This window comes from bacterium (genome assembly GCA_023230585.1).
In the GTDB taxonomy this organism is placed as follows: Bacteria; Ratteibacteria; UBA8468; order B48-G9; family JAFGKM01; genus JALNXB01.
Genome location: JALNXB010000014.1, coordinates 20,537 through 35,839, shown reverse-complemented (window position 1 = coordinate 35,839; position 15,303 = coordinate 20,537). Strand labels below are relative to the sequence as shown.

The following is a 15,303-nucleotide window of genomic DNA, read 5'->3' as shown; positions in this document are numbered from 1 at the left end:
TTATAGCCGTGTCTTTCATGTTTAGTGTCATAACCTTATATTATGACCCATTTTTTCTTTAGGCTCAATCTGTATTTGAAACCGAGCCCTCTTTCAGGCTCATTTTGTATTATAAAAGACTCACTCTTTATTATCAAGTTTTCCATCAATTACAATAGGTGTTTTTCTCAAAGAGATATTGTAAGTGGAAGGTGGATTTATTCTTTGTGATGAAGAAGCGCCAGAAGTGTTATCAATCTTATAATATTTACCGATATCACTCTTTTTTCTATCTATAGGCCAAGTTGCACGTAAAGGACTTTTATATACCCCTATCGTATCCATTGTTAATGGTTCACATCCAGTATAACCGATGACTGAAGCGCCTGTTCTTAACCTAAAATCGGCTTCCTCTCTATTTATAAAGAGTGGGTTTATACCATCCCAATTATTTTTAAAATAGGTTGTTGCTTGAACACCTCTCGATATGGCTATAAATCTGCCACCAGTGTTCACGTTTCTCTCTATAATACTGCCCTGAATCTCTCCCCATACAGATGGTTCTTTTTCTATCATCCCTACCAAAGGCGGGTATCTATAGTTCCAGGGCGGTTGTTTATAGTTTACACTTTTAAGTCTTAAGGCAAGTTGCCCCACCATCCTTACATTTGGACCTTTCTCTATATCACCGTCTTTACACAATATTGAGGATCTATCTCCTTGGGATATGCTTCTACCACTTCCGTCAATAAAATAGTTGTTTGTAAGATAGTTACCTGGTTGAGTACTTGATATACCGTTAGGAAACCTGTAATAAATGTTTTTATCTATAACTATGCCTGCGTTTATTGCGTCAAGATGTATTGAGTTTAACCCGTGAGAAAGATTGGGCGAAGAATGGGTGCTTATATGGTGAAAATAGTTGTTCCTTATAATTATTCCTCTACTCATAAAATACCAAGGTTCTCCATAAATATACATAGCACCTATCTCTCTACCCTCATGAGGACCGTCGTGGAGTTCGTTGAACTCTATTATATGGTCGTTAGCATTAAAGTATATTAACTGGTGTGGAGCGTCATATATAAGGTTACGAGAAATTCTCTGCCCAATCCCGTCAATACTTACCCCTTGACAGTAACCACCGTCGAACCTATTAAAACGGTATATATGGTTATTTTCTACAAGATGGTTTGAAGGAATAAGTTTTATTCTGTCGCCACCGTTAAGAGATATTCCCCCTTCACCTGTATCATATATATCACAACCGATAACAGCGTGGTTCCATCCCCCCGCTATCCTAACAGCCCATTGTCCTGTGTTTCTAATGGTAGAGGAAGCTATAAGATTGTTTTTACCGCCAGAAATTTCAAAACCGTGAGACCTACCTCCTTCAATTGTTAACCCGAAAAACGAAATATAAGAAGCGTTCTTTAGTTGTATAAGAGGCGTCTCAAAGGTTGTTCCTACCACTTCATCGGTTCTTTTTAGTTTTTTAGGAGGATAAAAGTAGAGTTTCCCCTGCTTTCTATCTAAATACCATTCGCCTGGTGTATCAATTTCGCTTAAAAGGTTGTAAGCAAAATAAGGATGTTTAGCTGCTATACGTGCTCCTCTATGACCTGGGTCAGGCCGATTAAATCTTGGGTCTTCTTCTACATACATTATCTTTTTTTCCGTATCAATAGAAGAAACTTTTAAATGTTTAATAGCGTACGGTGTCTGAACGCCCATATACCCTTTAAGCCATATCTCGTCTTCTTCTTTCCATCGGGCAGGTCTATCTTCTGAATAAATAAATTTTCCTTTCTGGTAAGGGACTTTACGAAATTCATAGTCCCCTTTTGGGTCAACAAGTGCAGCTACTCTAAGCCAACTATCATTAGGCCAACGAGCAAGATGCATAATTTCCCCATTATAAATAAGTTCCATTGCGGATAGATTGGTAGGACCAAAACCTCTGTTTAGAAGTGTACCGTAGTCGTCTATTCCTTGAGATTTCAAATCAGCAACCCATACCTCTTTTCTTGCTTCTTCAGGAAGCCGTTTTAATATCTCTGGCTGTTTAAGAGGCATAAAATTAGTAATTTTTATGCCACCTACAATTTTTACATTCTCGTTTGGATAACTTCTGTAAACAATAGGAGAATCCTCAGTACCAGAATCTTCTTGACTAAAAACGATAGGTTCTTGAAGAAAATAAGTGCCTTCCCTAAAAAATATGGATATACCACCTTTGTGCGTACCTTTCTTTTTTGTTGCTCTTACTTCTTCCTGTGCTCTCGAAATGGTTCTAAATGGACTATTCTTTGTCCCTCGGTTAGAATCTTTCCCAGAAGGAGAAATATAAAAATTAAGTGTAGATTTGTTAATCCGTTCAATATACTCATCTTGCCTACTTTTCTCCTCAGTTCCATCTTTTAATCCTTCTATCTCTTCCAATCTATCTCTTAAATCTAGTCTGTATCCATCGTTTGGAAAAGAAGATGCTTCTTCTGCTATTAACCTGTTAATATATACCTGCCTTGCTTGAGAATATTTTTTTTCTTCTCTGTACGTATCTCCAATTTTTAAGTAAGCAGTAAATATATGGTGTTTTAAAGCGCCTTCGGTGTTTTTTACCTGTTCGAGAAGTTCTCTTGCCTTCTTATAGTTTTTCTGGCTTAAATATACCTCTGCCTCTTGGAATAGACCGTATATCTTATAAAAAGGGTTGAGTTGCTGAATTTCAAAAAACTCTTTATATGTCTTATGAGTGTTCTGGTAATCTTTTTCAAGCCTGTAACTTTCTGCAATATTAAGTAAAGCCATCTCAACTCCATCACCTAAAAAACCTTTAATTTTTTTATACTCTTCCCGTGCTTTATTAAAATCACCTTTTTTAAGTAGAGAGTCGGCTTTTAAAAACATCTCTTCTCGTGAAACTATTATCTCTTCTGGTTTAAGAACTCTGTTGTATATGACAACTTCATCTATATCAAGTTTTGTTGAACCTACTCCGTGCCCTGAATACCCAATCACAAAAGGTGTGTTAGTTGGTACGTATTCTCCTTTAAATCTTTCAGTTTTAATATGCGCCCTCTTTTCATCCCTCATAACAATATTACTTTTTGCTAATTTTCCGTTAAGATAGATATTCATTTCAGAGCCGTCAAAAGTAACAACAAGATGTTGCCAGATATTGTCAGAAAAAGAGAGTGAAGTAGAAATTATAGTAGCGCCAAGAGGTTGACCAACTTCAAAACTAAGAGTCATCGATTGCTCGTATGATGTTAATATTCTCCACCCTTTAGAAAAACCTGAAACTGAAAGAATTGTGCCATTTTTCCTTTTACTTGCAGGTAGTATACTGCCGGGTCCTTGTCTTCTAAACCATACTTCTGCTGTAAATTGGTTATTCTGTATATTAAAAGGTTCTCCTCTGTAAAACCCTCTATCAAGGCGTACCGCATTTTTTTCTTGCCATCGACCTTCGATTACTTGAAGGTCATCAAAAACTTCTTTAGTTGTTGGGTCTGTATAAGGAACGTAGGTTAGGTTCTTTTGATTTTTACTTAAATCGTATACAATATTTTTACTCTCTTTTACATTCTCAAATGTATAGTATCTGGCAACGCTTGGATCTTGCTTTAAAGATTCTCTCTTTTTTATCCATTGGCTATAATCTTGACTTTGAGCAGTAAAAGAAAAAATCAATATCACATATATACAATTAAGAATTTTTTTCATCAGAACCTCCTTGGCTGGTAAGACGTTCTGCCAAATTTGGCTATACTTTAAGTAGTAGTTGCGAAAATATATCTGCCGAAACCAACCTACGCTAAACTACAAGCCTCGGCAAGTATACCTTGGCGTAGGTTGAAACACTTTGTGTGACTGCGACAGTGACAAGTATGAGTAGTTTTATTCCCCTTAAAATATTGCTTAAAAATTTATCTTAATATTATTAATGCTCAGAAAGATGTATGAGAATTTTAAGTAACTATTAATAGTTTAAGTTCAAAATCTTGCATAATACATTGCGTTGAATCACAATTTAACTATTTAAATTTTAATACTCCAGCGTTATCTACCCGCCAAATACTACCACCTGTTGCTACCCAAGCAAACCATCCGTCTCTCATACAACTACCCAGGTTAAACCTAACAGTATTATTATTTTTAAGGTTTATATTTAAAAGAGAAAGAGGAAGTTTCCACTCTGCAGTCCAATGATTGGTCTCTTTGTCAATAAGTACCGATTTGTATTCTATATTTTCTTGAAGTTTTTTTATTCTATCGGCTGGTATACTAAAGATATTGTGTGCAACAAAAGTCCCATCAGGTCTTCCTGTAAACACATATAATGGTCCTGTTGGAACACCTTCTTGCCACCACCATGTATCTTGACCTATTACCCCCTCTATGCCAAATTCATGAGAAACATAAGGGTTGGTTTTAGGAAACCCTTCTTTCCAGGGGTCAGGCATATACTCTACCCCTAAATAGATGTTATCATCATCGTAAGTTACCCATAAAGAGGCAGCAGGGACTTCCCTTTTTGTGCCTTTACTATGTTCTTCTACAACAAGTATGGCTCTGCTTTTATCAAGCCCAAACCACTCTTCTTTATTAAGAATACCGTCAATTTTTATAGGGTTTGTCCGTTTTACTACCTCGTACTCTTGCTCTCTGCTAATCCTTTTTAACGGTGGAAACTTTGCAGAAGCGTCTTCAACAGGCGGTTTCCAGTTTGGGTTATAATATTTTCCTGCTGGGGATTTTTTTACTGGCCAAGTTGCTCTCAACTCGTCTTTATACAAACCTATCTCCTCAAAAGGAATAGGGGTATATTCTGTTTCCCCATAGACAGGTGAACCTGTTCTTATAGTGAAATTTAGAGCATCTATATCTTTAAAAAATACTACACCTTTTTCAAAATTATTCTTTACGCTGTTATCGGTATAATTAAAACTTCCTGCAATCCTCATTATATCAGACACATTAGAAAAAATATTCTCTTGGATAATAACGTTCTTTGGTTCTCCGTAAGGTTTAATTTTTAGAAAATCTCTTGTTTGAGGGTACCTACTATCCCACGGCGGTTGACGGTAAGAAACTGTGTTAAGAAGATTTGCCCACCTTTGTACGCTTCTGTCTTGCCTAAGAAGGTAGGTTCTATTAGACTGCGCTATCCCTATATTACAATCTGTAAAAATATTATTTTTGATTTGTGTGTCTGGTCCGTGAGTAAACATTGCCCTTTCTGTGCAACGGTAAAAAATATTTCCTTCCATTGTCATACCACCATTTAGAGCATCTATATATAGACCCGTCACTTGATGTGTTTTTAAAGGTGAAGAATGTTCAGTTATGTTATGTATAAAATTATATCTCATAACATTACCACGATTCATAAGATACCAAGGAGCTCCGTAAGAGTATATTGCCCCGCCGTCTCTGGCTTCGTTCATAACGTCGTATATTTCATTATATTCCACTACTTGATTATTTCCACTAAAAGGGATAGCAATATAGGAAGAATCGTGCATAAGATTATGAGAAACCCTATTCCCAACGCCTGAAATTCCTATACCATACTTTCCGCCAGCATGAGAAAATCTGCTAAATCTGTATATATGGTTGTTTTCTATATAATGTCCTGATGGTAAAAGTTTCTCCCGGTTACCACCAGTAACGTTTAATCCTCCCTCGCCAGTATCATATATATCGCAACCAACTACGCCGTTCCTTTCTCCTTGATTTATTATGACTGCTAAAGTTCCAGTATTTCTTATGGTAGAACCAGCTATAAGGGTGTTTGTGCAGTTGTTAAGAGTAAAACCGTTGTGCCAAGTACATTCAAATGTTAAATTAAAAAAGATTATATTAGAAACATTTTGTAACTCTACAATTGGTTCGTTTAAAGTAGAAACAATAATTTCACTTCTTTCAATTCTATCAGGCGGATAAAAATATAGTTTACCGTCTTCTCTATCTATATAAAATTCTTCTGGCTTTGAAATCTCAGAAAGTATGTTATAAAAATAGTATGGAGTATCTTTAACAACAGGCATATCATAAGCAAGATAACTTTTTGCTTGCCTTACATCTGGGGCAAGGTTGATTATTTTGTTGTTTGTATCTATATCTGTTACCGAAGTATGAACCTTGTCCCAGGGCCACATAAAATATCCTGCTACCCATATATTCTTCTCTTCAGTCCACCGTGTAGGTCTATCTCCTGAATACTTAAATCGTCCTTTCTGAAAAAAATAGTTGTTTGTCTTCCCATCACCCTCTGGAGTAGCAAGATCCGATACCCGTTCCCAACCTTCGTCAGGCCAACGAGATATTTGCATAGGTCTGGTATTATAAAAAAGTTCCATAGCAGATACAGTATAAGGGGAATGTGAATGACCTCTGTTTATAAATTTTCCATAATCGTTTATACCTGCTTCTTTAAGGTCTGCTACCCATACCTTAGTTTTTGATTCTTTGGGTAACTGTCTTATTATTTTAGGGTCCTTAAGAGGTTTAAAATTTGCAACCTGTTTACCACCAATAATTCGCACTTCTTCACCCGGATAACTTCTATACACAACTGGTGCCCCTTCCTCACCTGAATCTTTTTCATTAAATTTTAACCCTTCAGTTATAAAATATTTTCCACCACGTAAATATACTCCAATACCGCCTTGAGGGATACCTTTATTCTTTTTAATAGATTGTATTTCTTCTTGTGCTCTTTTAATTGTTTGGAATGGAGATTCTTTTGTCCCTTTGTTTGTATCTTTACCTTTTAGGGAAACATATATATTATATTTTGAACTATTGACACGTTCTGCCCGTTTTTCTCTGATACTCTTTTCTACTACTCCATCTCTCAACCCTTCTATATTATCTAAACGGTCAACAAGGTTTAACCTATTGTTCTCATTAGGGTAAGAGTTTTTATCTTCTTGCTTTAACAAATTTTCGTATATACGGCGAGATTGTGCATATTTTCTCTCAAATCGGTAGGTATCTCCTGTATACATCTCTGCTTTAAATACCTGGTCTTTAGAAACACCTTTTGTTTTTATTATATCTGAATATATCTTGCGTGCTGATGTGTAATTATTCTCTTCAAGATAAAGATTTGCCTGTGTAAAAAGGGAGTATATTCGGTAATTTAGAGATAGGTTAGGTGTTTTTAGGATTTCGTTATAGATCTGGTGTGCAAGAGGGTACTTTTTTTCTAACCGGTAAGTTTCTGCTATATTAAATAAGGATAGTTGGGTAGCATAATTGAGGTCTTTATATTCTTTGATTTTAAGATACTCTTTTCTGGCTGAGTTATAGTCACGGGAGTTGAGGTATTTGTCTGCTATTCGTAAACTTTTTTCAATCTCAGGTACCACTTCTGTTGATTCTGCCCACCCTCCTGTTTTAAGGATATTGACAGAAAAAAAGAGTACCATAACCAACAAACAACTTATTTTTCTTTTCATTAAACTCTCCTATATATAATATTTGAGAAACCTAAAAGTTAAATTTTCATTAAAACTTTATCATATCTTCTTACATTTTTCAAGTTCATATAGTACGTTAAAAGAATTTACATAACGTGGTAAGGTGTAATTATACATTTTGATAAGAAACATCCTTGTGATAAAATAGAAGTATAAAAACAACCTATTTGACTAAGCAGGTAATTGCAAGGGAGGAATTATGGAGAAAAGATATTTAGACTATCTTAAAAGAAGGTTGGATGCTTTAGATTATGAGAAACTTATTGGTATTGATAATAAAAAACTACATATCTTTATTGCTGATTCTGTTGAGTTATGCGAGCCCGACTCTGTTAAAATAATTACCGATTCTAAGGAAGATATTGATTATGTTAGAAAGATGGCTTTAGAAACAAAAGAAGAAAACCCTTTAGAGATGGAAAACCATACTATACATTTTGATGGGATGGAAGACCAAGGTAGAGATAGAGAAGTCACAAAATATCTTGTACCTGAAAATGATTCTTTAAGTAAAACATTAAACCAGATAGAAAGAGAGGAAGGGTTAAGAGAGGTTAAATCTCTGTTAAAAGGTAGTATGAAAGGTCGTATTATGGTAGTACGGCTTATGACTTTAGGTCCAAATAATTCTGAATTTAGTGTCCCTTGCGTTGAATGTACAGACTCTTTTTATGTAGCTCATAGTTTAACACTTCTATATAGAAACGGGTACGAAGAGTTTAAACGGCTCGGTAATAACACTGAATTTTTTGCTATTCTGCATGCCTGCGGAAAATTGGATGAAAGAATGGTAAGTTCTGAGCCTGATAAGAAAAGAATTTATATTGACCATACAAGAGATACTGTTTATAGTGTAAACACCCAATATGCTGGAAACACAGTAGGATTAAAAAAACTTGCTTTAAGGTTGACTATAAGAAAAGCTGATAGAGAAAAGTGGTTGGCTGAACATATGTTTCTTATGGGTGTTAAAGGTAAAAACGGTCGTAAATCGTATTTTGCAGGTGCTTTCCCGAGCGCTTGTGGCAAAACATCTACTGCTATGTTACCTGGAGAAACGATTGTAGGAGATGATATTGCTTATTTTCGTGCTATTAATGGAAAATGTATGGCAGTAAATGCTGAGTCAGGAATTTTTGGGATTATACAGAATGTTAATGTTAAAGATGACCCTGCTATTTGGAAAGCGCTCCATACCCCTTACGAAGTTATTTTTTCTAATATCTTGATAAATAACGGTAAACCGTACTGGCTTGGGATGGGAGAAGAAATTCCTAATGAAGGAGAAAACTTTTCAGGCAAATGGTATAAAGGTAAAAAAGATAATAAGGGTGCAGAGATACCACCAGCCCATAAAAATGCACGATACACAATTATGCTTAACTCTTTGAACAATTACAATACTGAACTTAATAACCCTAATGGTGTTGAACTATCTGCAATTATTTATGGTGGTAGAGATGCTAAAGCAGCACTACCTGTTCAACAGAGTTTTGGTTGGGAACATGGGATTATTGCTTATGGTGCTTCTCTTGAAACAGAAACAACTTTTGCTATCATAGGAAAAGAAGGGGTTCCTGAGATTAATCTTATGAGTATACAAGACTTTGTGTCTATACCTCTTGGAAAATATATTGAAAATAACCTCGATTTTGGTAAAAGGTTGAACCAGGCACCAGCTATATTCGGAGTAAACTATTTCCTCAAAAATAAAGAAGGAAAGTATGTAAATGAAATTAAGGATAAACATATCTGGATAAAATGGATGGAGTTAAGGGTCCACAATGAAGTTGATGCCATCGAAATTCCTACTGGGTTAATACCTAAATATGAAGACCTTACTACCCTTTTTAAAGAGGTTGCAGGTAAAGATTATAGTAAGGAAGATTACATACAGCAGTTTACTTTGAGGGTTCCAGAAAATATTGCAAGATTAGAGAGGGTCATAAAGTTTCACAATGAAGAGGTTAAAGATGCTCCTCCAATTCTTTTTCAAATTTTAGCAGAACAGAAACAACGGTTACTGGAATTTCAGAAGAAGTATGGAGACTATGTTTCCCCTGAGAAACTTGTCTGATAAAAAACATTCCGAAGGGCTGTTAGCGAAAGGCTTGAACTTTTTGTTAACAGCCCCCCTCACCTTGCATCCTCTCCCCCAGAGGAGAGGCAAATAAAGAAAAGACAAAGGCAGGGTTACTGAAACAAGTTCAGGATGGTAAATTAAGCAACAGAAGGCAAGAATACCATCAAAAATACATATTGCTGACAAGAAGATAATCAAAATCTTTTACAATTTCGTTTGTTTTTATATGAAGAACTCTCGATGCAATCTCTTCGCTCAGTTTTAGGCGTTCTTTAGATATCAGCATCTCTCTTGCGCCTTGGAGTGAACCATTGCCAATCTTAATAATCTTTCTTTCGTCAACATCGGGGATTAACCCTATCTTTTTTCCGTTTGTTATATTGACATAATTCCCGAATCCACCAGAAAGATATATTTTATCAATATCTTCAAGTTTAGCAGGATAATAATCAAGGAGTATCTCCCATCCAGTTTTTATTGCAGATTTTGATGTTATCAACTTAAATATATCATCCTGAGTCAATCTTAAATCTTCTGTTATATAAAAGTCTTTTTTTATTCTTGCGTTTTTACTCATTATATTTTTATCAAGAAATTCTGCAAGAAGGTCTATTAAACCTGACCCACACACCCCAACTGGCTTTTTATTTCCTATTGTTGTATACCCTACCCTGCCATCATAGATAGAAATTTCTTTTATAGCCCCTTCAATACCTCCCAACCCGCAACTTACAGAAGCGCCTTCAAAAGCGCCCCCTGCAGCACAAGAAGCAGAAATCATGCGTTTCTTGTTACCTAAAACAATTTCACCATTTGTTCCTATATCAATAATTAAGGAAAGAGCATCTTTATTATACATCCCTGAAACAAGAATATCAGCCACTACATCTGAACCTATATGACCTCCAATAAGGGCTCCTCCATAAATAGTTGCAACCTTATTAATATCAAGCCCTACTTGGGAAGGAGTAGAAACAATTGAACTAGTGTCAGGTGCTTCATAAGGTATAACACCGAGGGAAGATATATCCAGCCCAAAAAAGATGTTTCTCATTGTAGGGTTTCCCACCAGAACTACCTGATAAATATATTGGGAGATATTTTTTCCTTCCTCTTTTGAAAACTCTTTTATCGATGTATTGACAAAATCTACCACCAAGTTTTTGAGAGTTAAAAGGTGGGTTGTCTGTTCTTTCTTAGAAAGATACTTCCCATTACTCTTATTATCAACAAGGGTATATTCTATTCTTGAAATAACATCGTTTCCATAAGATATCTGTGGGTTGGAGTTTGCATAAGTTTTAATAACTTTGCCCGTCTCCATATCAACAAGGTCGATAACAATAGTTGTTGTTCCAATATCAATTGCCAGACCATAAATCTTGCCTTTGAAGGTATCAACCATTGTTTCGCCTTTAAAGACGTAACCATTCTTTTGGAAGTATGATGGAGATAAAGATAACTGGCTATCAAATTTGGATTGCAAGATTTCGTATTTACCAGAATTTTTAATATACAATAGTATATCTGATTTATCGCTTATAACTTTCGCTTGACAAGCAAGCCGCTCTTTTTCTTTAAGATTGAAAGATTTTTCAATTAAGGTTAATTCGTTTAGGTTCTCTTCACCTTCAGATACTCTTACTATACATTTTCCGCAGATACCTGTGCCATTACAGTCAGCACTAATTTGTATTTCAGCCATTCGAGCAAAATCAAGTAAGGTTAAACCTTTCTCTACCTTTAAAACAGATTTGTCGTTCTTGAATTGCGGAAATTTTACAGTTGCCATTATTCTTTTTCAAAATTTGTAATCCAGCCATCAAAAAAATTCTTAAAATGTTCTTTATCCATCTCAGCATCAGAAAAAAATTGTGATTCTTTTTTAGTAAAAGAGTATCTATAACAGGAACAATACTCTATAATTAGGTTATATGCTTCTGTTATTTTTTTGAATGTTTCGGAAAGTTCTTCTGTTGCCCCTACGGGGTTTCTATCAGGATGGTATTTTAAGGAGAGGGTTCTATACGCATCTCTTATCTCTTTTAATGAAGCTGTCTCGCCTAACCCTAAAAGTTTCCTTGCCTGATCTATCTCTTTAAATTCCATATTTAACCAACGTTTCTTTGTGATATTTTTTCTGCAACCTGTTGGGCAGCCAAAACAATGGGATACATAACAGGAGAACTTGTTAGGTAAGGATGTGTAGCAACCTGTAGTGTTTCCATTTCAGTACAAGACATTCTTTTCTGTATAGCCAACCCGATAATATTTATCATCTGAGCACAAGACATACCACAACTTACCTGCCCACCAAGTATAATTCCTGACTGCATAGAAAAGATAAGTTTCATTTTACCTTTACTAACACCAGGTAAAGAAGCAGGATGTTTGTCCACTCCATCAACGCTTCCAACCATAATCTCGAAATTTTCTGCCCTTGCGGTCTTTTCTGTCAACCCTGCAGAACCTAAAACAAGACCATCTACATATGTGGAATATATTGCAATAGTACCTTTATTTTCGCGTACAACTTTTATTTTATAAAGATTAGAGCCAGCAACTCTTGCCTCAGCGGTAGCTGTGGAAGCAAGCATTACAACCATAGCTTTCCTTGTATAAAAATCCTTTTTACAAGCACAGTCACCTATCGCAAAAACGTTTGAATCGAGGGTTGTTCTCATATATTCGTCTGTTAGAACACCACCACAGTGTCCAAGTTCCAGTCCTGCGTCAACAGCCAATTTAACATTAGGTTTAGCACCCACCCCCAATATAATTCCATCTACTGGTATCTCTCTACCATCAGCAAACTTAACCTTTTCAACCTTATCTTCACCTATAATCTCTTGCACCTGAGTGTTTAGCATTATATCCACTCCTTTGTTACGAAGTTTTTCTTCTGCCATAACAGAAAACTCAGGGTCAAAAGAGTTGTAAAGAAGGTTCGGAAGTAGTTCAACCAGTGTTACCTTAATACCATTTAAGTTTGATACCTCATCCGCAAACTCAACCCCAATAAATCCGCCACCTATAACAAGAACGTTTTTACAATTTTTAATCTTTTCAACAACATCGTTTAGGTAGTTCAACTCTTTCTTTATCTGATAGACTCCCTCTTTTTCAATTCCTTTAATTGGTAAGTTTACAGGAACTGAACCAATAGCCAATACAAGTTTTTCGTAAAAATATTTATCCCCTTTAGCAGTTTCTATGTTTTTTTCATTCCTATCTATTTTGATAACAGTATCAACAACAACATTTATACCACTATTTTGTAAAAAATCTGTACCAAGTTTGTTTTCATCAGGATTATGTAAACTTGAAAACATATAAGGAATCCCACAAGGTATAACCCCATCTTTAATATCTTTAAAAACGGTAACACTTTTTGATGGATAATGTTTTTTTGCAGTTGTTGCGCACACTATACCAGCAGGACCAGCTCCAACGATAAGAATATCTGTCTTTTTTTCCATTGTTCCCCCTAAAGCAGGTTCTATTTGCCAAATTTAACTCTTTGACGTTTTATAAGTCACTTTTTACAATTTTACAACTTTTCCCACTTCAATTCCAATAAAATTTTCTCTGTACTCTTTAAAAAATACTTCTTCTGCCTTATCTCCAGAACAATGGGTAGGTGCAACGTTCTCCACCCCCATACTCTTAAATTCTTCTGCTAAAAACTGTATCTCCCTTATATCTTTTCCACTTAGATGAAACCCGCCCATTACAAGGTATATACTTTTTGTACCAAAATGTTCTCTTACTTTTTCTACTACATTTAAAATACCATAGTGGGCACAACCTGTTATAATTGATATACCTTTATCAGTTTTTATAATAATAGACTGTTCAGGCATTGGTTTCCCTTTATATTCTCCAATTATTTCGCCAGTAGTAAAAATATTTTCTGCAATTTGATGAACCGCTCCTACTTGAATAGTTTTTCCCCCTAAACTTTTAATTTTCTCAAAAGTATCGTTAGAAAAGCCAGGGCACACATAAACTGGTATATCCCTACCTTTAACATTATCTAAAAAATCCCATAAACCGCCTGTATGGTCCCAATGATCGTGAGAAACAACTACGCTTTCAATACTTTCAGGCAAAATATGCAATTGCTCCATATTTTTTATAAGGTATTCCCCCTTCTCTCCTGTATCAAAAAGGATTTTATTGTCAATTAGAACAGAAAAGCCCCAACCGATATTCAATTTTGACTCTGCTGTTTTTTTATCAAAAAGGATTTTTATTTCCATATTACTCCTTATTTTTCCCACTCATCCTTTAATGGGGATACTCGAGATAAACATCGTCTTTATCATTGTTATTCCGTTTAAAAAGTATGTGTCTATGAACGCCCAAATTTGTCTTCCTGAACTTGTTTCAGGCTCTCTAATGTAACCCACGTTGGTAATAGGCACAACGTAAAAAGCGAGATTCCGGATCAAGCCCGGAATGACATACAGGGAGAGTTCTCATCCCATTAACCTCTTTGCCGACCCCCTCACCCTTGATCCCTCTCCCCCAAGGGTAGAGGACAAAGAGAGGTGCATTCCTTTTCCGCCTCCGGCGAGTCTTGTCCCGAGGACTTACCTTCATCACTTGCAAAAGCGAGATTCCGGATCAAGCCCGGAATGACATACAGGGGGAGTTCTCATCCAATTAACTTCTTTGCCGACCCCCTCACCCTTGATCCCTCTCCCCCAAGGGTAGAGGGCAAAGAAGGGCAGGTGTATGCGCCGTAGTACCAGAGTGAGTAGATAACACGGCACACTGTCGTGGTAAAGCAAAATCCCCCCTCATCTCTAACCCTTATCTTTCAATAAGAGAAATAATTGATAGGGGGGATACTCTGAGCCTGTTAAGCCCTCTTTTCTTTGGTTACACTATACTTTATCTTTTAGGCTAACAAAAAATATAGAAAATTATGCTTTTTATTTTTCTACAGAATCTTTGATTTTTTCAACTATTTTTACAAACTCTCCATTTGTAACAGAATCTTTTTCAGAAATTGATGTAAAAGGAATACCTTCATCTGATAATTCTACCATTTTAGGCGAAAAAGAGATGCTGCCAAGAAAACGTACTTCAAGGTATTCAGCAGTCTTTTTAGCTCCACCTTTCTTAAAAATATTGATATTCTTTTTACAATGTGGACAAGTAAAACCACTCATATTCTCTATAATACCAATAATAGGAATATTAAGTTTCTGAGCAAATCCAACAGCTCTCTTAGAATCCATTATTGCAACATCCTGAGGAGTCGTAACAATTACCACTCCATCAATATTTTCTATTAATTGGCAGATACTTAAAGGTTCATCACCTGTACCCGGTGGGGAATCTATAATAAGGTAATCCAAATCACCCCAATTCACATCACTCAAAAACTGCTTTATTGCACCCATCTTTAAAGGTCCGCGCCAAATAACTGGTTCATCAGGATTTTTAAGCAGAGAAGCCATACTTATTACCTTAAGACCATATTCAGCTTCAACAGGCATTATTTCGGTATTATTTGTTACAAGTTCTTTATCTTCGAGGCCAAGCATCTTTACGACGTTAGGTCCATGAAGGTCAACGTCCAGCAGACCAACCTTATTACCTTTTGAAGCCAACAAGTATGCCATATTAACAGATACTGTTGTTTTACCGACCCCTCCTTTACCGCTCATAACAAGAATCTTGTGTTTAATTTTACTCATACGTTCTCTAACATTATCTTCTTTTACTTCTGCCATT

8 protein-coding genes are annotated in these 15,303 nt (G+C 35.8%); 1 reads left to right on the top strand and 7 read right to left on the bottom strand.

From position 1 onward, the window contains the following. Positions 1-120 precede the first annotated feature (120 nt). Positions 121-3,708 carry a right-handed parallel beta-helix repeat-containing protein gene (locus tag M0P98_04270; GenBank protein MCK9266084.1) on the bottom strand — a complete coding sequence of 1,196 codons (3,588 nt, stop codon included), beginning with the start codon at positions 3,706-3,708 and terminating at the stop codon, positions 121-123. Between the two features lie 311 nt (positions 3,709-4,019). Then, complete coding sequence (locus M0P98_04265; protein ID MCK9266083.1) at positions 4,020-7,451, bottom strand: right-handed parallel beta-helix repeat-containing protein; 3,432 nt, start codon at positions 7,449-7,451, stop codon at positions 4,020-4,022. 220 nt (positions 7,452-7,671) lie between these two features. On the opposite strand from M0P98_04265, the gene M0P98_04260 reads away from it, so the two are divergent. Next, on the top strand, positions 7,672-9,549 hold the full coding sequence (locus M0P98_04260) for a phosphoenolpyruvate carboxykinase (GTP) (protein MCK9266082.1): 1,878 nt from the start codon (positions 7,672-7,674) through the stop codon (positions 9,547-9,549). Positions 9,550-9,718: 169 nt separating this feature from the next. Here M0P98_04260 and M0P98_04255 read toward each other — a convergent pair whose 3' ends face one another. The 5 genes from M0P98_04255 to M0P98_04235 form a co-directional block, all read right to left on the bottom strand. Next, entirely contained in the window at positions 9,719-11,347 is a 1,629-nt protein-coding gene (locus M0P98_04255) for an ASKHA domain-containing protein (protein ID MCK9266081.1), read from the bottom strand. After that, entirely contained in the window at positions 11,347-11,664 is a 318-nt protein-coding gene (locus M0P98_04250; GenBank protein MCK9266080.1) for a J domain-containing protein, read from the bottom strand. Before M0P98_04250 ends, M0P98_04255 begins: the two co-directional genes overlap by 1 nt. Before the next feature lie 2 nt (positions 11,665-11,666). Beyond that, complete coding sequence (locus M0P98_04245) at positions 11,667-13,034, bottom strand: FAD-dependent oxidoreductase (protein MCK9266079.1); 1,368 nt, start codon at positions 13,032-13,034, stop codon at positions 11,667-11,669. 63 nt (positions 13,035-13,097) lie between these two features. Beyond that, entirely contained in the window at positions 13,098-13,817 is a 720-nt protein-coding gene (locus M0P98_04240; protein MCK9266078.1) for an MBL fold metallo-hydrolase, read from the bottom strand. A 678-nt stretch (positions 13,818-14,495) separates the two neighbouring features. Next, entirely contained in the window at positions 14,496-15,302 is an 807-nt protein-coding gene (locus tag M0P98_04235; GenBank protein MCK9266077.1) for an Mrp/NBP35 family ATP-binding protein, read from the bottom strand. Between the last annotated feature and the right edge of the window lies 1 nt (position 15,303).

Bases quoted from the DNA above. Each gene is read 5' to 3' on its own strand.
- M0P98_04270 (MCK9266084.1), bottom strand. From the start codon at position 3,708: ATGAAAAAAATTCTTAATTGTATATATGTGATATTGATTTTTTCTTTT.
- M0P98_04265 (MCK9266083.1), bottom strand. From the start codon at position 7,451: ATGAAAAGAAAAATAAGTTGTTTGTTGGTTATGGTACTCTTTTTTTCT.
- M0P98_04260 (MCK9266082.1), top strand. From the start codon at position 7,672: ATGGAGAAAAGATATTTAGACTATCTTAAAAGAAGGTTGGATGCTTTA.
- M0P98_04255 (MCK9266081.1), bottom strand. From the start codon at position 11,347: ATGGCAACTGTAAAATTTCCGCAATTCAAGAACGACAAATCTGTTTTA.
- M0P98_04250 (MCK9266080.1), bottom strand. From the start codon at position 11,664: ATGGAATTTAAAGAGATAGATCAGGCAAGGAAACTTTTAGGGTTAGGC.
- M0P98_04245 (MCK9266079.1), bottom strand. From the start codon at position 13,034: ATGGAAAAAAAGACAGATATTCTTATCGTTGGAGCTGGTCCTGCTGGT.
- M0P98_04240 (MCK9266078.1), bottom strand. From the start codon at position 13,817: ATGGAAATAAAAATCCTTTTTGATAAAAAAACAGCAGAGTCAAAATTG.
- M0P98_04235 (MCK9266077.1), bottom strand. From the start codon at position 15,302: ATGGCAGAAGTAAAAGAAGATAATGTTAGAGAACGTATGAGTAAAATT.